The 21,785-nt window shown below is 30.8% G+C and carries 16 protein-coding genes; 12 read left to right on the top strand and 4 right to left on the bottom strand.

Annotated elements, in window-relative coordinates; genetic code table 11:
- Nucleotides 1–285 precede the first annotated feature (285 nt).
- The gene (locus tag LQ677_RS11630) at nt 286–1,692 is read right to left on the bottom strand and encodes a 6-phospho-beta-glucosidase (protein WP_239748871.1); all 1,407 of its coding nucleotides are present in this window, start codon (nt 1,690–1,692) and stop codon (nt 286–288) included.
- Nucleotides 1,693–1,849: 157 nt separating this feature from the next.
- Between LQ677_RS11630 and LQ677_RS11635 the strand changes: the two genes are divergently transcribed.
- The 9 genes from LQ677_RS11635 (at nt 1,850) to LQ677_RS11675 (ending at nt 15,911) form a co-directional block, all read left to right on the top strand.
- Nucleotides 1,850–2,722, top strand: coding sequence for a MurR/RpiR family transcriptional regulator (locus LQ677_RS11635; protein WP_239748872.1), 873 nt, complete (start codon nt 1,850–1,852; stop codon nt 2,720–2,722).
- 598 nt (nt 2,723–3,320) lie between these two features.
- The gene (locus tag LQ677_RS11640; RefSeq protein ID WP_239748873.1) at nt 3,321–6,077 is read left to right on the top strand and encodes a CDP-glycerol glycerophosphotransferase family protein; all 2,757 of its coding nucleotides are present in this window, start codon (nt 3,321–3,323) and stop codon (nt 6,075–6,077) included.
- 11 nt (nt 6,078–6,088) lie between these two features.
- Nucleotides 6,089–6,955: a UTP--glucose-1-phosphate uridylyltransferase GalU gene (gene galU, locus LQ677_RS11645; protein WP_198051857.1), complete on the top strand. Its 867-nt coding sequence runs from the start codon at nt 6,089–6,091 to the stop codon at nt 6,953–6,955.
- Between the two features lie 17 nt (nt 6,956–6,972).
- A complete protein-coding gene (locus tag LQ677_RS11650; protein WP_239748874.1) occupies nt 6,973–8,619 on the top strand; it encodes a phospho-sugar mutase in 1,647 nt (548 codons plus the stop codon).
- Between the two features lie 410 nt (nt 8,620–9,029).
- On the top strand, nt 9,030–10,523 hold the full coding sequence (locus tag LQ677_RS11655; protein ID WP_239748875.1) for a glycosyltransferase: 1,494 nt from the start codon (nt 9,030–9,032) through the stop codon (nt 10,521–10,523).
- Between the two features lie 28 nt (nt 10,524–10,551).
- Nucleotides 10,552–11,418, top strand: coding sequence for a UTP--glucose-1-phosphate uridylyltransferase GalU (gene galU, locus LQ677_RS11660; protein ID WP_204170947.1), 867 nt, complete (start codon nt 10,552–10,554; stop codon nt 11,416–11,418).
- 17 nt (nt 11,419–11,435) lie between these two features.
- A complete protein-coding gene (locus LQ677_RS11665) occupies nt 11,436–13,082 on the top strand; it encodes a phospho-sugar mutase (protein WP_239748876.1) in 1,647 nt (548 codons plus the stop codon).
- Nucleotides 13,083–13,363: 281 nt separating this feature from the next.
- Entirely contained in the window at nt 13,364–13,672 is a 309-nt protein-coding gene (locus LQ677_RS11670) for a hypothetical protein (protein WP_239748877.1), read from the top strand.
- A gap of 73 nt (nt 13,673–13,745) precedes the next feature.
- The gene (locus LQ677_RS11675) at nt 13,746–15,911 is read left to right on the top strand and encodes a bifunctional glycosyltransferase/CDP-glycerol:glycerophosphate glycerophosphotransferase (RefSeq protein WP_126477281.1); all 2,166 of its coding nucleotides are present in this window, start codon (nt 13,746–13,748) and stop codon (nt 15,909–15,911) included.
- A gap of 236 nt (nt 15,912–16,147) precedes the next feature.
- Here the strand turns inward: LQ677_RS11675 and LQ677_RS11680 are convergent, their stop codons facing one another.
- Nucleotides 16,148–16,945, bottom strand: a complete 798-nt coding sequence (locus LQ677_RS11680) for a glycerophosphodiester phosphodiesterase family protein (protein ID WP_239748878.1) — start codon at nt 16,943–16,945, stop codon at nt 16,148–16,150.
- 227 nt (nt 16,946–17,172) lie between these two features.
- Between LQ677_RS11680 and LQ677_RS11685 the strand changes: the two genes are divergently transcribed.
- A complete protein-coding gene (locus tag LQ677_RS11685; protein ID WP_239748879.1) occupies nt 17,173–18,174 on the top strand; it encodes an accessory Sec system protein Asp2 in 1,002 nt (333 codons plus the stop codon).
- A 39-nt stretch (nt 18,175–18,213) separates the two neighbouring features.
- Here LQ677_RS11685 and LQ677_RS11690 read toward each other — a convergent pair whose 3' ends face one another.
- Together LQ677_RS11690 and LQ677_RS11695 are read right to left on the bottom strand one after the other, a co-directional pair.
- Nucleotides 18,214–19,113: a macrolide 2'-phosphotransferase gene (locus LQ677_RS11690; RefSeq protein WP_239748880.1), complete on the bottom strand. Its 900-nt coding sequence runs from the start codon at nt 19,111–19,113 to the stop codon at nt 18,214–18,216.
- Between the two features lie 41 nt (nt 19,114–19,154).
- Nucleotides 19,155–19,757 (bottom strand): DJ-1/PfpI family protein, encoded by a 603-nt coding sequence (locus tag LQ677_RS11695; protein WP_239748881.1) that lies wholly within the window; start codon nt 19,755–19,757, stop codon nt 19,155–19,157.
- Between the two features lie 156 nt (nt 19,758–19,913).
- Between LQ677_RS11695 and LQ677_RS11700 the strand changes: the two genes are divergently transcribed.
- Together LQ677_RS11700 and LQ677_RS11705 are read left to right on the top strand one after the other, a co-directional pair.
- Nucleotides 19,914–20,615 (top strand): alpha/beta hydrolase, encoded by a 702-nt coding sequence (locus tag LQ677_RS11700; RefSeq protein ID WP_239748882.1) that lies wholly within the window; start codon nt 19,914–19,916, stop codon nt 20,613–20,615.
- A 139-nt stretch (nt 20,616–20,754) separates the two neighbouring features.
- Nucleotides 20,755–21,774: a DUF418 domain-containing protein gene (locus LQ677_RS11705; protein ID WP_196307969.1), complete on the top strand. Its 1,020-nt coding sequence runs from the start codon at nt 20,755–20,757 to the stop codon at nt 21,772–21,774.
- Nucleotides 21,775–21,785: the final 11 nt, after the last annotated feature.

The following is a 21,785-nucleotide window of genomic DNA, read 5'->3' on the forward strand; positions in this document are numbered from 1 at the left end:
AATGAGAGAAACCGAGGCGCTAACGATCAAGAGTGCAAAACAAGATCGTTAGAAATTCTAACGCTCAAGAAACAGAAACAAGATCGTTAGCCGGTAGAAAATTTCAAAAAATGAGAGAAACCGAGGCGCTAACGATCAAGAGTGCAAAACAAGATCGTTAGAAATTCTAACGCTCAAGAAACAGAAACAAGATCGTTAGCGCGCACTACATCCACATCCACACTCACACAAAAACGTGAGACATCATTCTGCCTCACGCTTCATCCAAGACTTCTATCTTCTTACTTATACTTCTTTCAATGATGCTTCGGCACTCAATGCTCTTGCTTTGTCATCTTTAATAGTGACACCTTGTGCTTCTAATTGAGCGATTGTTTCAGCGAATTGTGGTAAGTATGCTTTATGAGCAATGAGTAACTCATTCATCACTTGTTTCGCAGATTCTCCACTTTGAATTAATGGATTAATAATAAATGCTTGTAATAGTAATCCATAATCTCCTGTAACAGCTGCTTCTTCAACACATAATTCCATATTCTTCATTACTTGTAACCATCCGCGTTCTGCTGGATGTAAGGAACCGAATGCGATTGGTTGTGCGCCTGTCGCGTTGATATATGCTGACACTTCTACCACATCATCAGGTGCTAAATCTGGTACTGCTCCTTTATTAACAGTAGATACTACGACATGTGTATTCTTATTTGAAGCGATAGATGCAATTGTCTCACATGCGACATCTGAATAGTGTGTGCCGCCACGTTGGCTTAATTGCTCTGGTTTATGATCGAGATGTTCATCTTTATAGAGTTCAAATAATTCTTTTTCCGTTTGTCTAACTTGTTCAGCACGCGTACCGATTTCTGGATCATTATATTCTTTAAGTGCATGCTCAAGCATTTCTTCTGCACGGTAGTAATATCTATGGTAACCACATGGAATGAGCTGCATTTGTTGTAATTGCTCTTCGAAAAATGGCACATCAAAGATATTAGAAGGTAACGATGATGCATCTTCAACTAATTGTTTATTTAATTGATCAGTCACGTCATGACCATTTGCGTCTTTAACTCGATGCCAATGGAAATGGTTTAACCCTGCAAAATGATGCGTAAGTTCTCCTTCACCAACATTCAACATTTCCGGCTCATTAATCAAACTATTCACAGGTACATTGCATAGACCAAGTACTTTTTCCCATTTGCCGTATCGTACGATAGCATCTGTAACCATACCACTTGGATTTGTAAAATTAATTAACCATGCATTTGGACAAAGTTCTTTCATATCTTCGACAATATCTAATAAGACAGGAATTGTTCTTAACGCTTTGAAAATACCACCCGGACCATTCGTTTCTTGACCTAAGAAGCCATGCGATAAAGGAATGCGTTCATCTTTAATTCTAGCATCTAATAAACCCACTCTAAATTGTGTCGTAACGAAATCAGCATCTTTTAAAGCTTCACGTCTATCTAATGATAAATGTACTGTGACATCATATGGAGAAGAATCCCACATTCTTTGTGCCATTTTGCCGACAGTTTCTAATTTCTCTTTACCTTCAGGAATGTCCACCAACCAAATTTCACTTAAAGGTAACGATTCATAACGTTTAATAAAACCTTCCATCAATTCAGGCGTATAACTGCTGCCGCCACCGATAGTTACAATTTTTATCCCTTTTTCCATTATAATGACCTCCTAATATTTTCTTTCTTATACACGTTAAGTATAAAATAGAAGTAATCATTAAAAAGGCAAATCGGGCATTATCAAATGGCATTTACAAATTTCCTAAAAATAAACGGGATTTTTGTAATGACTTTTTACAAAAGGAGATATCAATATGCTTTTAACAGAAAGAATGAAAGAAGATATATTTTCACAAGCAGAACAAAGTATCATTCAATATTTGTTTGAAGAAAGAGAGAAGATTAAGTCTAAGACGTTAAATCAAATTTCTAAAGAAACATATACACATCCTTCTACTGGTATTCGCATAGCTAAAAAGTTAGGATACGACGGTTGGTTAGAGTTGAAAGATTATTATTTAGAAGAAGTAGAATACTTAAATCGACATTATGAATCAATAGATGCAAACTTTCCATTTGATGCATCAGATAATAACGTGTCCATTAGCCATAAATTAGCACGACTCAATCAAACAACGATTGACGACACTGTGCATTTAATCGATCATCAAGAATTGGATAAAGCAGTCACGTATTTAAAAGAAGCGGAAACAATTAAAATCTTTGGACTGTATCATAATTTGATGATATGCGAAGACTTTGAAATGAGAATGAACCAAATTGGCAAGACCGTTAAACTCTGTGCACTCGAACCCCATTTTGAAATAGAGAAGTCGTCGAAACATACATGTGCCATCTTTATTTCATATAGTGGTGAAAATCAAAGTATCTTGAAATTATTACCAATGTTAAAGAAAAAGCACATTCCAATTATCGGACTCACAAGTATTGGTGAAAATACAGTAACCAAATACGCAGACAGTACATTACGCATCTCAACAAGGGAAAAGTTGTATTCCAAAATAAGCAACTTCACAACTCGAGATTCCATCAGTTTCTTAATGGATATTTTGTATGCTTGCGTGTATGGAACAGATTATGACAAACATACAGATTATAAAATCAATATCGCTAAAAATTTCGATAACCGCGTGACGCATAATAAGATGATACAGGAGAATAAGTAGCTAAAAATATATGAGGATAATACTATTAAATCTTGGAGCACATACAATCAACTTATTATAAGTAGTTTGTATGAAATATATATTATTTTAGATTTGTTCGATATTTCTTGAATTATAACATTTTGGGAAAACAAATAAATAAATGTATATTATTTATGAATTGAACAGAGTAAGTTTTAATTTTGTAACTTTAAATAATTACCTTTTTCTTTTGAATTTTAATGATATAATCATAGTATGTAAAATGTATTATTTTTCCTATTTTTGAAAACGCTTTTAGTAATTTGTTGTTTTATAAATAGAAAAAGTAGTTAAGATTTCATAATATACACTTGATATTTTACATAATTATTAATAAAGAGATATGGGATAAGGGGATTGGGATATGAAGTTATTTTTCAAATTTATGAGTATGGCAACTGTATCAATATACATGTTAATTAAAATACAAAATATAGTTCAAGATTATTTGGAAATTAAAAATGGTGAATATAAAGAGGAATAGAATAATCGATAGACGATTCGATGTGTTGATCGAGTTTGACTGAATTTCCCGAAATTATAATAGATAACAATTTATTAGAAAGAAGAGGAAAAAATGAAAAATAGAGTTTTAAAGAAATATAATAATTATAAGAAAAATAAAGGTAAGTTAATATATGTAAATGCAAGACGTAATAAAAAAATTAAAAAAGGTAATATACTTTTTGAAGCGGTGCATGGTGATACATATAGTGGTCATATTTATTACATGATAAAAGAATTGTTAAATAATAGTAAACTAAATTTTAAAATTTATGTAGCTTTGAAAGAGACAGAAGATATTGAGTTATTTTTCGATAAGTCAGAACTAAAGAAAATTAATTTTGTAAAACATATGTCGAATCAATACTATGAATTAATGGCTACTTGTGAATATTTAATAAATGATACAACATTTTATCCATTCTTTAATAAGAGAGAAGGGCAGAAATATTATATCATTTGGCATGGAACGCCTTTAAAACATATGGGTAAAGATATTCCTAAAGTAGTAGATATTGCCAATGTGCAAAGAAACTTCTATATGGCTGATAGAATATATGTCAATAATCAAAAAACAATGGAAATATTGGCAAGAACGCATCATTTAAACAATGTTTATAACGGTAAATTTATAGTTGGTCCTTCTCCAAGAAACAGTGTCTTTTTTGAAGAAGAGAAAAGAAATCAGAATAGAAATGATTTGAATTTAAATAATAAAAAAATACTAACATATATGCCTACATGGAGAGGGAATATCGGTAGTGTACAGAATTCTCAACATGTTACAAAGTTAATTACATATTTTGAAGAAAATTTAGATGAAAATACAGTGCTATACGTAAAACTTCATCCATTTGAAAAAACGATTATTCCAGATTCATACGAGAAAGTTAAACCATTCCCGTCTAACATTGAGACATATGAATTTCTAGCTGTCACTGATTGTCTTATTACAGATTATTCATCAGTAATGTACGATTACGTGAATTTAGGTAAACCAGTTATACTTTATACTTATGATTATAAAGATTATAAAGAAAATAGAGGTTTATATGACGATTTATCATTATACCCATTTCTACAATCAAATAGCTTAGAAGGATTGTTAAAGCAAGTTGAACAAATTCCGCAACAAATCGATTATCAAGAATTTAAAAATGAATATAATAAGTATGACAAGATAGATGCGCCTAAAATTATTATTAATCATATGTTTCTAGATAAAGATGATTTAACGATTGAAGAACATAATCTTCATAATGGTAAAGAAACAGTAGTAATTGTTAGTGGAGGATTTTGGAGCAATGGTATTACGACTGCTTTAATCAACACATTAGAAAATATTGATACTACAGAAAAAAATTATATTTGTTTCTTTGAAAAAGATAAGGTTAAAAAAGAACATTATTATCGCTTGTTAGATTTACCTGAAAACGTTCATTTTTATCCAACAGTTGGAGAAATAAATGGTAGTATTAAAGATAGATTGCTGATGAAAAGATATTTATGGAACGAAAAATTCAAAATTAAAGGTATGGAAAAAGATTTAAGCAGAATTTTCAAAGAAGAATTTAGTAGACTATTTGGTGATTTAAAAATAGATTGGTTTATTCATTATACTGGCTTTGAAAGAAAAAGTGCTGAAATGATGCGACATATTGATACAAATACTGCTATTTGGGTTCATACTGATATGTTTGCTGAGTATGAAGCTAAAAAGAATTTTAGTAAAAAAATTATCTATGGTGCATATGAAAAAGCAAATAAAATCGTACTTGTTCATAGAAATCTAAAAGCAAATCTAATCAATCATTTACCTCAAGTTTCTAATAAAGTCGTCACTGTAAATAATTTCTTAGGAGAACAAAGAACAAGAAAACTAGCAAAAGAAAATTTATTAGAATCAATTGATAATGTACATGTTGATTATGCTTATAACGAAAATATGTATTTGGATTTTGCCAATTTAGATCAAGAACAGCTAGATGATAAAATAATACAGGATTATCCAGAACAAACAGTATTGACGGAAAATATAACTAATTCTATAAAGCAATTGGAAACTAAAGAAGAATATTCAAAATCAACATTAGTAACTCAAAAAGATAAAATAGAAAAAAGTATTGTAAACTCTATTACTGGACTTTATGAAGATTTCTTAAAAGATAGAGAGTTAACAGAAACGTTCAAACATTTATTTGTGAATAACCAAGATGTAATCGATGAATACTTTAATTTAAATGAGAAGGACCCTATTGTTCATTCTGTGGAATTATATAATCAAATGAGGGTTTCAAAATGTAGAATGCTCGATGCCTTGTATAATCCAGAAATTAAAGTATACATGAATATTGGAAGATATGATTATCAAAAAGGCCACGATAAGTTAATAGCTGCATTTGAAAAAGTATATATTGAAAATCCTAATGTATTTTTAATTATGGTATGTCCACATGGACCATTGAAATCTCAAACGATTCAATGGGTTCGAGATTCAGTTGCAAAAGAAAATATTGTAATTCTGGGTGGCATAAACAACCCATATCCTTTATTAGATCATGTGGATGCTTTCGTTCTATCTTCAAATTATGAAGGTTTAGGGTTAGTAGTATATGAAGCATTAGCTTTAAATACTGATGTAATAACAGTGAATTTAAAAGAAACAACTGAATATTTAAATGAAAATCAAGCGATAATTACAGAAAACAGTGTAGAAGGCCTTGTAGATGGCTTTATGATACATCTAGAAGGAAATAAATCGTTTGAAGAATTTGATTTCAATTACTATAAAGAAAAATCTAAACAAGAATTTATAAATGTATTTAAGTAAAGGAGATTATTATGACTAAAATAAAAAAAGCAATTATCCCTGCCGCTGGCTTAGGAACAAGATTTTTACCTGCTACAAAAGCGATGCCTAAAGAAATGTTACCAATATTAGATAAACCAACAATTCAATATATTGTAGAAGAAGCGTCACGTGCTGGAATTGAAGATATTATCATTGTAACTGGTAAACATAAACGTGCGATTGAAGATCATTTCGATATTCAAAAAGAACTTGAAACTACATTGTATGAAAAAGGGAAACTTGAATTACTCGATAAAGTTCAATATTCAACAGAATTAGCGAATATTTTCTATGTTAGACAGAAAGAACAAAAAGGATTAGGTCATGCGATTCACACAGCGAAGCAATTTATTGGAAATGAACCTTTCGCAGTATTGTTAGGTGATGACATTGTTGAATCGGATAATCCAGCTATTAAACAATTAATGGAACAATATGAAGCAACAGGCAAATCAGTTATTGGAGTACAAACGGTACCTGAATCAGAAACACATCGTTACGGCATCATTGACCCGAATTCACAAGATGGTCGTTTATATGAAGTGAATCGTTTTGTGGAGAAACCTGAACAAGGAACTGCGCCATCTAATCTAGCGATTATGGGTAGATACGTGTTATCTCCTGAAATCTTTGATTATCTTGAGAATCAAACTGAAGGTAGTGGCGGAGAAATTCAATTAACAGATGCGATTGAACGTTTAAATAAAGATGATAAAGTTTACGCGTATGATTTTGAAGGACAACGCTATGATGTCGGAGAAAAAATTGGATTTGTGAAGACGACGATAGAGTACGCATTGAAAGATGAAGAAATGCGTGATGAAATTAAACGCTATATTCAAACATTAGATATTTAAGTAAAGGAGCTAGAACTTTGAGAGCACAATGGGAAGAAAGAATATCTGAAAGCTTAGTTGAACAGTTTCATAATGTTCAAACAGAAGAAGAAGTAGCAGCTGGATTTACAGAAGTCTTATCATTTGGAACGGCTGGTATTAGAAGTACCTTCGGTATAGGACCAGGTAGATTGAATAAATTCACGATTCAAAAGTTTGCGCTAGGTTTAGCTAAATATTTAACGCATATTTCAAATACGCCTAAAATCGTGATTCATTTTGATACACGTCATTTATCTAAAGAATTTGCGAAAGAAATCGCGAAAGTATTAGGTACCAATGGTATTGAAGTTATCTTGCCAGAAACATACAAATCAACACCAGAACTATCATTCGCAGTACGACACTTGAAAACAACAGCGGGTATTATGATTACGGCAAGCCATAACCCTAAGAATTATAACGGAATTAAAGTATATGGTTCAGATGGTGGCCAGTTATTAACAGAGCCTTCATTAGAATTAAGTCGATATATTGATACAGTAGAAGACCCATTAAATATACAAGCAGACGACTTTGAAGCGTTACAAGAACGTGAACTGATCTTACCATTTAAAGAAGAAACAACTAAAGCTTATAAAGCAGCGGTTAAAAATCTTGTTGGTTCATTTGAATCGGCTGAAACAAAAACAATTTTAACAAGTTTACATGGCACAAGTCTGCCTTTATTGTCAGATGTACTTGAAGATTTGTCATATACAAACTATGTTGTTGAAGAAAAACAATCTACTCCTAACGGTGATTTTCCAACAGTGCGTATAGCCAATCCAGAGGAATCAGATACGTTTGATTTAAGTAAACAATTAGCTGAGAAAGAACAGGCTCAACTTATTATCGCAACTGATCCAGATGCCGACAGAATCGGTATTGTTGAACGTTATGAAGATGGAACAACAAGATATTTCAATGGAAATGAGATTGGACTATTACTCATTAAACTAAGGCATGCGCAATTAACAAGTGATGTACATAAATACATGATTAAATCTGTCGTAACAGGTGCTTTAAGTGAAAAACTAGCCCAATCATTGAACATTGAAGTCATCAATGTATTAACAGGTTTCAAATACATCTCAGAACAATTAAAGCAATTAGAAGATAAACAATCACAACTAGTCTTAGCTTTCGAAGAAAGCCATGGTTATTTAGTAGAAGACTTCTCAAGAGATAAAGATGCGATACAAACAGCAGCACTATTGATTAAATATAAAGAACAATTGTCACAAGATAATCAAACTTTCAAAGATGTTTTAGACAATATTTATCAAGAACTAGGACAGTATAAAGATAAGACACTCTCACCAACATTTGCAGGTGCAGAAGGACGAGAAAAAATCCAACAAATTATGAATGACTTTAAACAGTTAGAAACAATTGAGTTAGACAATTTAACACCATTGTATATAGAAAACTACATCACACAAGAATCTCATAATATACAAAGTGGTGAAACAAGTACTATTCAGTTACCGCAAACAGATCTTATCAAATTTATATTTGAAGAAGGATTTATAGCAGTTAGACCATCAGGAACAGAACCAAAAATGAAACTGTATTTCTCATTGAATATTGAGAAATTGGATGATGTGATTGAGGAATTTGAAAGAAAATTTAATTTAAAATAAGCAATATAGTGAAAAGCAACCTTTCGAGAAAAACGGAAGGTTGCTTTTTTGTGCACGATTAAATTTGGTGAAAGTTATAACCGGATATTTTATGCTATTAAAGTATTTTGAAAGTTAAATTAGTAAAATTACAATTCATTGTTATTTTATTTGAAATGAAGAAACAATGACAAAATTTAAATGTTTTTATTTTTATTTTTACTAAACATGATATAATCGTTGTATGAAAATTGTTCTTTTTTCAATACTTTTGGATCATGCAAAAAACAAAGGAACAAAGAAAATTAGTTGTTATTTGAAAGTAGGATTGACCACATATGCCACATTGGTCAATATCAATTTATATATTCATATTTAACTTTATATAATAACTATTTTCACAACATAAAAATGAAATGAGATGATTAATCATGATTTATACTGTTACATCTACATTACCTGAAATGCATGCAGGGAGAACCAAAGCATTACTACGTAGAATTGCTTTATACAATAACGAGCTAAATGTAAAACAAACAATCTTAACTACTAATTATAATCCGAATTATGAGTGTGTTTATTCAACGTTTATTAGAAAGAATACTTTAAATGAAGATACTCATATTGTGAATATATATGATTGGTTATCAAATTTTAAATTACATAATTTAAATAATGTTGAAGTTGATATTTCAGTGCATCAACCAGTTAGAGTAAAAAATTATTATGCTGTACCCAATTATGATAAAAATTGCGTAAGGTATTATGACAATGACAATGATAGGTATATCCTATACCGTCAATATTATCCTAATTCTGAAATTGTTAAGTTTGAGGATTATTTTGTTACAGGTACAAAGCATAAAACAGAAAGATGGGAGTACAATATAAATGGTATACTCCATAAGATTACCAATTATAGTCCTAAATTTAACAAAAAATTAGCGGAAAACTTTTATGACTTAGAAGGTAACATTTATTGTAAAAAATATTATGAAGATAATGAAGCTAATAAATTAGAATATATTTATACATATAAGGATGGAATTCTTAATAGTATTTACAAAACAGAAAAAGATTTATTTAAGTATTTCTTTAATTGTTTATTTAAAAATGGGGATATAGTTTTTAATGATGCAAGACTTTTAGATCGCCCTTTATTGGATTGTAAGGTGGACATAAAACCAATACTAGTCTTTCATAATGCTCATAAAGTGGATGGAGAAATTAAAAATTCTTATAAATATGCATTGAATAATTCTGATAAAGTAACTAAATATTATTTACTTACTCATTCTCAACAAAGAGATATTCAAGAAGAATTTAATATAGAAAATGAAAAATTTACAGTTATACCACATTTTATTGAGAAATCAAATGAAATTGCTGAAAAGAAAGACCAATTCGTTTATTTAGGTAGATTTAATGAACAAAAACAGATGCCTCATCTTATTAAAGGTTTTAAGAAATTTAATCAGCATGGGTTTGATACTAAACTTGTTTTATATGGTGGCACAGATATTAAAGAGAAAGATGAAATTAAAAAACTTGTTAAAGAAAATGAACTTGAAAATTATGTAGAAATACATGATTTTACTAGTAATCCTGGTTTAGCATTCAGGGAGTCCTTAGCATCGTTATTGACAAGTAAATTTGAAGGGTTTGCATTAACAGTTATGGAAAGTATCAATGAAAATTGTCCAACTATTTCTTATGATATTAAATATGGTCCAAGCGAAATAATTGTTGATGGTGAAAATGGTTATTTAATTGAGGCAAATAATATTGATGCATTTGCTGATGCAATGGTGAAAATTAAACAAAATCCATTAAATAATGTTGAAAATAAAAAAGAACTTAGTTATGAAAGTGCAGTAAATAATTTTAAAGAATTAATAAATGAAGTTAAGAAAATTAATATTTAAAATCAAGTTATTCAAGAGAGGAAGAAAAATAATGAAAATAAAAAAAGCAATTATCCCTGCCGCTGGCTTAGGAACAAGATTTTTACCTGCTACAAAAGCGATGCCTAAAGAAATGTTACCAATATTAGATAAACCAACAATTCAATATATTGTAGAAGAAGCATCACGTGCTGGAATTGAAGATATAATTATTGTAACTGGTAAACATAAACGCGCGATTGAAGATCATTTCGATATTCAAAAAGAACTTGAAACTACATTGTATGAAAAAGGGAAACTTGAATTACTCGATAAAGTTCAATATTCAACAGAATTAGCGAACATCTTCTATGTTAGACAGAAAGAACAAAAAGGATTAGGCCATGCGATTCACACAGCGAAGCAATTTATTGGAAATGAACCTTTCGCAGTATTGTTAGGTGATGACATTGTAGAGTCTGATAATCCAGCTATTAAACAATTAATGGAACAATACGAAGCAACAGGTAAATCAGTAATTGGTGTACAAACGGTACCTGAATCAGAAACACATCGTTACGGCATCATTGACCCGAATTCACAAGATGGTCGTTTATACGAAGTGAATCGTTTTGTGGAGAAACCAGAACAAGGAACTGCACCATCAAATCTAGCGATTATGGGTAGATACGTGTTATCTCCTGAAATCTTTGATTATCTTGAGAATCAAACTGAAGGTAGTGGCGGAGAAATTCAATTAACAGATGCGATTGAACGTTTAAATAAAGATGACAAAGTTTACGCGTATGATTTTGAAGGACAACGCTATGATGTCGGAGAAAAAATTGGATTTGTGAAGACGACGATAGAGTACGCATTGAAAGATGAAGAAATGCGTGATGAAATTAAACGCTATATTCAAACATTAGATATTTAAGTAAAGGAGCTAGAACTTTGAGAGCACAATGGGAAGAAAGAATATCTGAAAGCTTAGTTGAACAGTTTCATAATGTTCAAACAGAAGAAGAAGTAGCAGCTGGATTTACAGACGTCTTATCATTTGGAACGGCTGGTATTAGAAGTACCTTCGGTATAGGACCAGGTAGATTGAATAAATTCACGATTCAAAAGTTTGCGCTAGGCTTAGCTAAATATTTAACGCATATTTCAAATACGCCTAAAATCGTGATTCATTTTGATACACGTCATTTATCTAAAGAATTTGCGAAAGAAATCGCGAAAGTATTAGGTACCAATGGTATTGAAGTTATCTTGCCAGAAACATACAAATCAACACCAGAACTATCATTCGCAGTACGACACTTGAAAACTACAGCGGGTATTATGATTACGGCAAGCCATAACCCTAAGAATTATAATGGAATTAAAGTATATGGTTCAGATGGTGGCCAGTTATTAACAGAGCCTTCATTAGAATTAAGTCGATATATTGATACAGTAGAAGACCCATTAAATATACAAGCAGACGACTTTGAAGCATTACAAGAACGTGAACTGATCTTACCATTTAAAGATGAAACAACTAAAGCTTATAAAGCAGCGGTTAAAAATCTTGTTGGTTCATTTGAATCGGCTGAAACAAAAACAATTTTAACAAGTTTACATGGCACAAGTCTGCCTTTATTGTCAGATGTACTTGAAGATTTGTCATATACAAACTATGTTGTTGAAGAAAAACAATCTACACCTAACGGTGATTTTCCAACAGTGCGTATAGCCAATCCAGAGGAATCAGATACGTTTGATTTAAGTAAACAATTAGCTGAGAAAGAACAGGCTCAACTTATTATCGCAACTGATCCAGATGCCGACAGAATCGGTATTGTTGAACGTTATGAAGATGGAACAACAAGATATTTCAATGGTAATGAGATTGGACTATTACTCATTAAACTAAGGCATGCGCAATTAACAAACGATGCACATAAATATATGATTAAATCTGTCGTAACAGGTGCTTTAAGTGAAAAACTAGCACAATCATTGAACATTGAAGTCATCAATGTATTAACAGGTTTCAAATACATCTCAGAACAATTAAAGCAATTAGAAGATAAACAATCACAACTAGTCTTAGCTTTCGAAGAAAGCCATGGTTATTTAGTAGAAGACTTCTCAAGAGATAAAGATGCGATACAAACAGCAGCGTTATTGATTAAATATAAAGAACAACTGTCACAAGATAATCAGACTTTTAAAGATGTTTTAGACAATATTTATCAAGAACTAGGACAGTATAAAGATAAGACACTCTCACCAACATTTGAAGGTGCAGAAGGACGAGAAAAAATCCAACAAATTATGAATGACTTTAAACAGTTAGAAACAATTGAGTTAGACAATTTAACACCATTGTATATAGAAAACTACATCACACAAGAATCTCATGATATACAAAGTGGTGAAACAAGCACTATTCAGTTACCTCAAACAGATCTTATCAAATTTATTTTTGAAGAAGGATTTATAGCGGTTAGACCATCAGGAACAGAACCAAAAATGAAACTGTATTTCTCATTGAATGTAGAGAAGTTGAACGATGTGATAGAGTTATTTAGGGAAAAGTTTAATTTAAAATAATTCATTATGTAAAAAAGCAACCTTCAATAAGTAGGTTGTTTTTTGTATACTATTAAATTTTGCATAACTAGATTTGTAATTATTATACTTTTTTAGTAGTTAAGATGAATAGTTTAATTGATTTAAAAACGTTGAATTGTAATATTAAAAATAAAATGTTGAAAATCAAATTTACAAATGTAATATTTTGTAGTTTAATAATAATATTGATGTTTACAAAGGGGAGAGGTCGAGCATTGAAGAATATAGTTCTGGTAGTGGTTATTTTTTGTCTCACAATAATGTCTGCAGTCTTAATGATAACAACAGACAATGAAGCTAAAGATAGTAAAAAGACAAAACAAGAAAAAACAGAACAGACGACTAAGAAAAAAGAGCAACAATCGAAGAAACAAGATAAAGCAATCAATATAAAGAATCAAGAAGAACTAGCTGAAATTATTTACAGTAAACAAGATGAGCAAACAAAGATGAACGCATATAATGAAGCAATCAAAAAAGGGATATTACCACGAAGTCATAGTTATCAAGAAGCGATTTATGCATATGAAGAATCAGTATGGTTGAAGAAAAATTCTGGAGATAATTAGTACACTAAAATAGTTATTAGCTAATAGAAATAAATGTATTGTTGCGCAATTAGTATAGATAAGGAGATATATAATGAATGAATTAACAGTTATTGTCACATATTATAATGAGGAAGAGTATATTCGAGAATGTATTAGAAGTCTTAAAAATCAAAGAAACCAAGACTTTAATGTGATTATTGTTAATGATGGCTCAGAAGATAAAACGACTGAAATATTATTAGAAGAGTTAGAAACTTATGATAAAGAAGTACAAATTATTAATTTTGAAAAAAACCAAGGTCATGCAAAAGCAAGAAATAAAGCAATTGAGAATGTAAATACTGATTACTTTATGTTTTTAGATGCTGATGATCAACTTGCCTCTTATGCAATTGGTTATTACTTAAAGAATATTGATGGACTAGATGCTTTAATTGCACCAATTTATAAATTTACACTTCGAAAGCCACAATTCATTAACCAGAATATAGTTAAAGTGAGAAGACTGAATTATGAAACAAATGCTAATTCGTTCTTGAGAAAGAATTCAGCTTGTAACATTTTATTTAAAACAAGTATTGCTAAAAAATATAATGTCAAATTTAATGAAGAACTAGAAATTTATACTGATAATTCATTCCTTATCGACTACGCTTCTCATGTAGATGAATTCGTGAGAGTATTTAACTTCCCATTTTACTATCGTGGTGAAGTTTATGATCCGTTTAAAACACAAGTATTAACTGAACAAGAATTTGATAAATTATTTGTTGATTATGCGAAAAGTTTCTTTGATTCATTGAAGAGAAATAAAAATAAAATTCATAGAAAATTTTTATTAGATAAAATGAAAATAAAGATTATAAAAGAGTTTAATCCTGGTCAAAGGGACATTCAATCTCGATATCAAAAACATGGAGAACTTCTAAGTAGAATAGCAAAAGAATTGAAATCACCTAATTTAAATGAGGGTAAATACTTATTCCAAATAGAAATGTTCTTATTACGTATGAAAAAACCAGAACTTGCTTTGAAAGTTAATAAATTCAGAAAGTATTCAAGACATTTTAAAAGTATCCTTCTTAGAACAAAAAATAAAAATAAAGCTATTTATTCCTTATTTGATAATGAATCAAATGTTGATGATAATGTAGTTGTATTTGAAGCCTTTGGAGGTAAAAACTATAGTGATAGCCCGAAATATATCTATGAATATATGCTAGAAAATTATCCGGAAAATCAGTATGTTTGGATACTAAAAAAACCAAGTCAATCTGATATACCAGGAAACCCATTAAAAATTAAAAAGGGTTCTTTAGAATACTATAAAGCATATTCTAAAGCTAAAGTTTGGGTTAATAATGCGAGATTACCACTAACTTTAAATAAAAAAGAGAATCAAAAATATATTCAAACTTGGCATGGTACACCACTAAAAAAATTAGCTAACGATATGAAGGTTGTAAGAATGCCAAGTACAACAACACCACAATATAAAAGGAATTTCCATATGGAAACTTCTAGATGGGATTATTTAGTATCCCCTAACCGTTATTCTTCAGAAATCTTTGAATCAGCCTTTTGGATGGATGAAGAAAGAGTGCTTGAAATCGGTTATCCAAGAAATGACATTCTAGTTACACATGCAAATGATGAAGAATTCATTTCTAAAATAAGAGAAAATGTGAATATACCAGAAGGTAAGAAAGTCTTAATGTATGCACCAACTTGGAGAGATGATGAGTTTATTAAGAAAGGTCAATATTTATTTGAGTTAAAAATCAACTTGCAAAACCTTTATGAAAGTATTGGTGAAGAATATGTTATCTTGTTAAGAATGCATTACTTAATATCAAATGCTATAGATTTATCTGGATATGAAAACTTTGCTATAGATGTTTCAGATTATGATGATATTTCAGAATTATATCTTATTACGGATGCCTTAATAACAGATTATTCATCAGTAATGTTTGATTATGGCGTTTTAAAAAGACCACAATTCTTCTTTGCATATGATATTGAAAAATATGATAAAGATTTAAGAGGATTTTACTTAGATTATGTTAATGACTTGCCAGGACCGATTTTTGAGGATCCATTTGATTTAGCTGATAGTTTGAAAGATATAGATTTAATTAAAGAGTCTTATCAAGATAAAATTGATGAATTCTATGAACGATTCTGTAGCTTAGAACAAGGGGAATCATCTAAGTATATTGGTGAATTAATTAATAAAGAAATAAATAATAAATAATGATCTTATAATAAAGAATTTACAATTTTATTAACTATCCATCGTAAAGTTTGGATTAATATTATAATTACACAACCAGTAATAGCCCAACCACATATGTGATTGGGCTATTACTTTTCTTCCAATGTGAGATATGATTACATTTGGAAGAGGAAGTTAATCTATAAATATTAATAAATGAAGAAATCTAATAATTAAATTAGAATTAGTTCTTTATATATTTAAATCAAAACTTATTAAGGATTGTTATTAAAAGCACCGTCAACATTAATATCTTTCATTTCTTTAACTTCTTTTTCATTATTTAGAGTAAAAACATGAACTTTTAAGCCGTGTTTATGTACTTTTTCTACTAATTCTTCATTAACAATATCTTTATTGAAACCAAGTCCATATGTGAATTCAGATAGTCTTTCCAATTCTTTGTCGTTTAATTTTTTTACATCTTTATCATCTATCAGATGAATTAACGGTATATTTTCGTTTAATTTATGTATATTTTGTAGACTAGTCTCGGAGAAAGATTGAATAATTAAGTTGCCTTTTTTCAAACTTTCTTTTTTAAGCAAACCATTATTTTCTAAATCTTTTATTAGTTTTTTATCCATCCCTGGATACATATCTGGATGTTTAGTTTCAATATAGAAATTAGTTTTATCTTTATATTTATTTAAAATATCATTTAATTCTGGTACTTTTTCATTCTTATATTTTTTATCAAACCAGGATCCAGCATCTAAGCTTTTTATTTCTTTTAAAGTTTTATCTTTAACTAATCCAGTACCATTTGTAGTTCTATCTACTTTATTATCATGCATTGAGATTAACTTTTTATCTTTAGTCATTTGTAAATCTAACTCTGTATAATCTGCGTTTTGTTTTATGGCTTTATCATAAGATGCATATGTATGTTCTGGTTTTGAACCACTTGCGCCTCTGTGCGCTATGTTTAAATAGTCTTTATCTAAAGTGCTGTTCCCACACCCAACTAATAATATACAATTTAATATACTAATACCTATTAATTTCTTCATGTTCTTCACCTACAAGTTTATTTTCTATTTATTATAGTATCATTTATTTACATAAAGATACCTTGTTTATTAAGTATAGTCACTTATAATTATAGGGATAATTGCACGCTTTTTATATAATTCTTTCTATAAGAATTCCCCAATATGTTAAGCTATAACAAACATTTCTTTTTTAGTACGACGTGAGAGATATAAAGCTTAATACTAAAATGGGGGTTGGGATATTTATGGCTTATTTGTTTGATAAGGGGAGGTTTGTTTCGAAGGATCGTAATAAACCTAAAGAAATCTATGCGCTTCATGAGCCTATTGATTTTATGAATCAAAAGCGTATTCAAATTGATACGGGTAGTAGTTCGAATTTTATTCAGTTAGCTAGACAGGATCGTAAACTACATGAAATGTATAAAGAAATCTTGGCTAATGATTATATTTTGTATTTTCATCAAAAGACGATTTCTAAGTTCTATAAGCGTTCTGATGTTCAAGAATTATTTCAGAGAAAAGATTTAATTAGAAATAAGGATATTTTCTATACGTTAGATGAGCCGGTTGGTAGGAAGGTAAATGATGAGGTGCCTAAGAAGTTGCTTGTTATTTTTACTTGTATGCCAGATGCTAAGCGATATGATAGTTCGTTGATTCCGAACAGGATGTTTCCTAAGTTCTTTGATGGTATTGAGAGAAGTCTCGTGAAGAATGTTTATACTCTAAGAATAATGGATTTAAATGTATCACATGGTTCGCATTATATTAGTACGACGAATTATCCTGAATATGAGCAGGAAATTCAAAGTACGATTTTAAAGGTGATGGAAGAACTTAATATTGATAAAGAGCATGTTGTACTTTACGGTGGTTCTAAAGGCGGTACGGGTGCGATTTATCACGGTACGGCGCTGGATATGAATACTTTAGCAGTAGATCCAATTGTGAATATTGGTGGTGCGTTAGAGCAGAAGGATAGAAGGTTCTTAAAGGATTTGAGAAATGACGATTTAGTGCCTCAAATTAATCAACATTTAGATGATAGCAATGAACATACGAAATACGTGATATGTAGTGAAAATGTTGAACTGTATTATAAACAGACAGATCGTATTGATGCATCTAAGATTTACAAAATCAACTTACCAGATAAACATATTACGTCACATCCTGAAGTTTCAAGAAATAGCGTACCGGAACAATTAACCATCTTAAATAATTTCTTTGCAACACATATATAAAGGTTAGCTCATACGAGCTAACCTTTTTTTAATGTTATCTTACTCCTCAACGCCTAATTCTTTCTTTGCCATCTTCTCATATGCCGCTTCTCCTGAAGCAAGTGCAAATTCAGCGATAAACATTGGAAACACTGCATTCAATTCAATAATATGTTCTTTCATATGTGGCCATGTCGTTCCACCAGCTTTATCATAAGCTTCTATTAGCTCATCTAGCCCTTCATCGCAAAATACACGATGATGTCCCATGAAATCATTGGACGGGTCTGCATGACTGGCTTCTGTCCAATCTATCAGACCTGTCACATTTGCTTCTTTATCCACCATAATATGTCCTGGGTGTAAGTCTCCGTGTATCATCGTGACATGATTTGGCCAGAGCTCATCTCGCTCTAACCACGTTTGCCATCTATTCCATAAGTCAGGGGAGACACCGAACGTTTCTTTCACTTTATGCATACGTTCTTGATAATCTTCTTTAATTTGTTCAATCGTTGTCGTCTTAATATCACTTGAAGCGAGCTCTTCGTTTGTTATTCGATGTAAATCGACGAGTACTTCTGCCAATGTATCAATAAAATTCTGAGGTACGGGTTTATGTTCAATTTCCCATACGTATTGCTGTAATTCAGGATCAATTGTAGCTGCAGGTACGCCTGTTAGTTTAGGATATGCAATTAATGTTTCTTTATGAATTTGCCAGTTAGGTACTTCAAATGATACATGTTGTTGTACGAAGTCTACGGTTTCTTTTTCTGAGCCTGTTCGCGCATACACTTCTGGTCTTCTAGGTATACGTAATACCCATTCAACACCATGCCTATCTTCAGCAAATGCTACTTGAAAATCAAGACCTGATTCATTTATTGAAATTGATTCAGGTTGAATATCTAAACCACATTCTGAGGCAATCGTGACAATGTTTTCATGTTGTGTCATATTGAGCACTCCTTAAAGGTTATTTTTATATTTCTCGCTTCTTATCCAATTTCTCCGTATTTCATCTTATAAGATACATAACCTGATTTATAAAAGTATTTTTGTTTTTCCGCTTCTTTGTAATCAAGTAGACCTAATGCACGAATTACATTAAATGCAAAGTCTACTGCACTGGATCTGTTTGCTGTGACAAGGTTCTTATCAACGACACTATCTTCATTCATAAAGTCTAATGCGTTTGTATAGGCTTTGTAGTTCTTTTCAGTCGTCCATTGGTTTAAATCATTTCCTGTATGTTTATATCCCGTAAGTAATCCATTTCGTGCAAAGAAGTCAACGGCTGCACATATTGCGCCTACAACGATATTGTTATCTAAAGATATTTTAATAAGTTGCACGAGTTGTTCATTTTCAATTTGTGACCAATTGTTACCGCCAATGATAATTAAAGCATCATAAGGTTCTTTAATGTCATCTATTGTATAGTCAACGATTGTCTTTAATTGGCCGATAGATGTAACAGTTGATTCACCTAATGATACTGTATCGATTTCAAATCCGTGTGACATAGCGAGTTCAGCAGCAACGTAACTGACTTCCCAATCTGCATATGCTTCTGTAAGAACGATTAGCGCTTTTTTCATAAAAATAACACCCCTTGTTAAATTTATTTAAAGATTATTTTTATCATGATACAAAGCCATCTCATATGCAAATGATAACTAATAGTATTTATGGTATGATGTATTAAATGATAATGTTTCTCAATTAAAGAAGAGATATAACGGGAGTGAAAAGTTATGCAAGTTGTACAAAAATTTTTATGGAATGATCGATTCGTAACGGTTGCTATGCCAGTTGGTTATGATGAACAAAATCCTAAACCATTCAAGACAGTAATCGTTCAAGACGGGGATTATATATTTAATAAACTGATAGAAGATAAGCCACGAGATATTATGTATGTCGGTATTGAACCGGTTGATAGAAATAGGGAATATACACCATGGGAAGAGCAAGTCGATCAAGCACATTATGCGGGAGAAGCTGATCAATATTTAGATATGTTGGAATTTGAATTAATACCATTTCTTAAAGAACATTATCATATCTTTGATGAAGCGGAATATTTAGCAATCGGTGGTGGGTCATTCGGCGCGTTAGTTTCATTATATGCTTTATTAACAAGACCGCACTTATTCGGTAGTTATATCTTAATGTCTGCTTCTATGTGGTATCCGAACTTTTTAGATTTCATTAAAAATAGCAAACCGATAGAATATCCACGTCATATTTATTGGTATGTAGGAGAGCAAGAAGGAGTAGAATATCCTAATATATTAAAATGGATGGTACCGAATACGTATGAAGCGGTTGAATTGGTGAAAGAGAAGCAGGTCAATGATGCGTCGACTTTAACATTTATCACAGATAAAGAAGGCATTCATAGACATGAATACTTTGAAAAATATTTCGACAAAGCAATTCATACGTTGTTTTAGATGTAATTATTATAAGAGACTTAGACATGATGAGGTGTCTAAGTCTTTTTTAATGTGACAGGACATGTGACAATATTGTTCGTTGTATTTCTTTGTATAAATGGTAAATTATAACAAGGAATTAAAGGAGGCATAAGTCATGAACCCGACTGCATCGAATCATCGTATTTATGAATTAGATTATATTAGAGGATTTGCTTTATTAGGCATTATTTTTCTTAATGTTTCGAGCATTATACAAGTACCATTTGATTTTTCAATAGTAGAAGTTCGTTATCAGAAGTTTTTAGATATATTTATTGAATCAAAGTTTATGTCGATTTTTTCATTTTTATTTGGTGTTGGTTTTTATATTTTTATTAATCGTGCGAAAGCAAAAAGTGAACATCCTTATGTGATTTATTTGAGAAGAATTGTGATATTGGCGCTGTTAGGATTAGGGCATATGCAACTCCAACCGGGAGAGGTATTGCTCGTGTACGCCATATTTGGTTTAGTGCTATTACCACTGTTTAAAGTGAATAAGTGGGTGAACTTCATAATCGGTATCGTGCTCTTATGCGTAGCGATTGGCTTAGGCGGGAAAATATTAATGCCGCTTCCACTGTTTACTTTAGGTTTAACATTTGCTCAATTTGGACTACATCAAAAAATGTTCCAGCATAGAAAGTATTATGCCATTATTGCGGTAATTTCGATGATCATTTCGGTAATCGGCATCTATTACTTGAATCAAATCTACGTTGGCGCTTCTTATCAAGCGATTAAATATACAGGTATTTCTGAAGCACAATATTTGAAACAATACGCATTAACAAATCAATTTATTTTAATACTGAGTCCTATCATGACGATATGTTACTTTAGTATACTTGTCACGTTATTACAATTTAAAGTCGTGCAACAATTATTGAAACCGTTAAGAACGTATGGACAAATGGCACTTACGAATTATATCGGGCAAACATTATTGATACTATTATTTAGCTATGGATTAGGATTATCAGATTGTCGTTTAATACATACGGCGAATCTTTGTTTAATCATTCTTGTGATACAGTTAATATTCTCAAGTTTATGGTTAAGTTATTTTAAATATGGTCCGTTAGAATACTTATGGAAAATTGGTACGTATTTTAAAATGTTTCCAATAAAATAAAAGCATAGAGT

Source organism: Mammaliicoccus sp. Q-M61, assembly GCF_022386055.1.
Lineage (GTDB): Bacteria > Bacillota > Bacilli > Staphylococcales > Staphylococcaceae > Mammaliicoccus > Mammaliicoccus sciuri_A.

What these genes read in the sequence shown, in the direction of transcription:
- LQ677_RS11700 (WP_239748882.1), top strand. Translation starts at nt 19,914, where the DNA reads ATGCAAGTTGTACAAAAATTTTTATGGAATGATCGATTCGTAACGGTT.
- LQ677_RS11630 (WP_239748871.1), bottom strand. Translation starts at nt 1,692, where the DNA reads ATGGAAAAAGGGATAAAAATTGTAACTATCGGTGGCGGCAGCAGTTAT.
- LQ677_RS11635 (WP_239748872.1), top strand. Translation starts at nt 1,850, where the DNA reads ATGCTTTTAACAGAAAGAATGAAAGAAGATATATTTTCACAAGCAGAA.
- LQ677_RS11670 (WP_239748877.1), top strand. Translation starts at nt 13,364, where the DNA reads ATGTCTGCAGTCTTAATGATAACAACAGACAATGAAGCTAAAGATAGT.
- LQ677_RS11680 (WP_239748878.1), bottom strand. Translation starts at nt 16,945, where the DNA reads ATGAAGAAATTAATAGGTATTAGTATATTAAATTGTATATTATTAGTT.
- LQ677_RS11675 (WP_126477281.1), top strand. Translation starts at nt 13,746, where the DNA reads ATGAATGAATTAACAGTTATTGTCACATATTATAATGAGGAAGAGTAT.
- galU (WP_198051857.1), top strand. Translation starts at nt 6,089, where the DNA reads ATGACTAAAATAAAAAAAGCAATTATCCCTGCCGCTGGCTTAGGAACA.
- LQ677_RS11640 (WP_239748873.1), top strand. Translation starts at nt 3,321, where the DNA reads ATGAAAAATAGAGTTTTAAAGAAATATAATAATTATAAGAAAAATAAA.
- LQ677_RS11690 (WP_239748880.1), bottom strand. Translation starts at nt 19,113, where the DNA reads ATGACACAACATGAAAACATTGTCACGATTGCCTCAGAATGTGGTTTA.
- LQ677_RS11705 (WP_196307969.1), top strand. Translation starts at nt 20,755, where the DNA reads ATGAACCCGACTGCATCGAATCATCGTATTTATGAATTAGATTATATT.
- LQ677_RS11695 (WP_239748881.1), bottom strand. Translation starts at nt 19,757, where the DNA reads ATGAAAAAAGCGCTAATCGTTCTTACAGAAGCATATGCAGATTGGGAA.
- LQ677_RS11685 (WP_239748879.1), top strand. Translation starts at nt 17,173, where the DNA reads ATGGCTTATTTGTTTGATAAGGGGAGGTTTGTTTCGAAGGATCGTAAT.
- LQ677_RS11655 (WP_239748875.1), top strand. Translation starts at nt 9,030, where the DNA reads ATGATTTATACTGTTACATCTACATTACCTGAAATGCATGCAGGGAGA.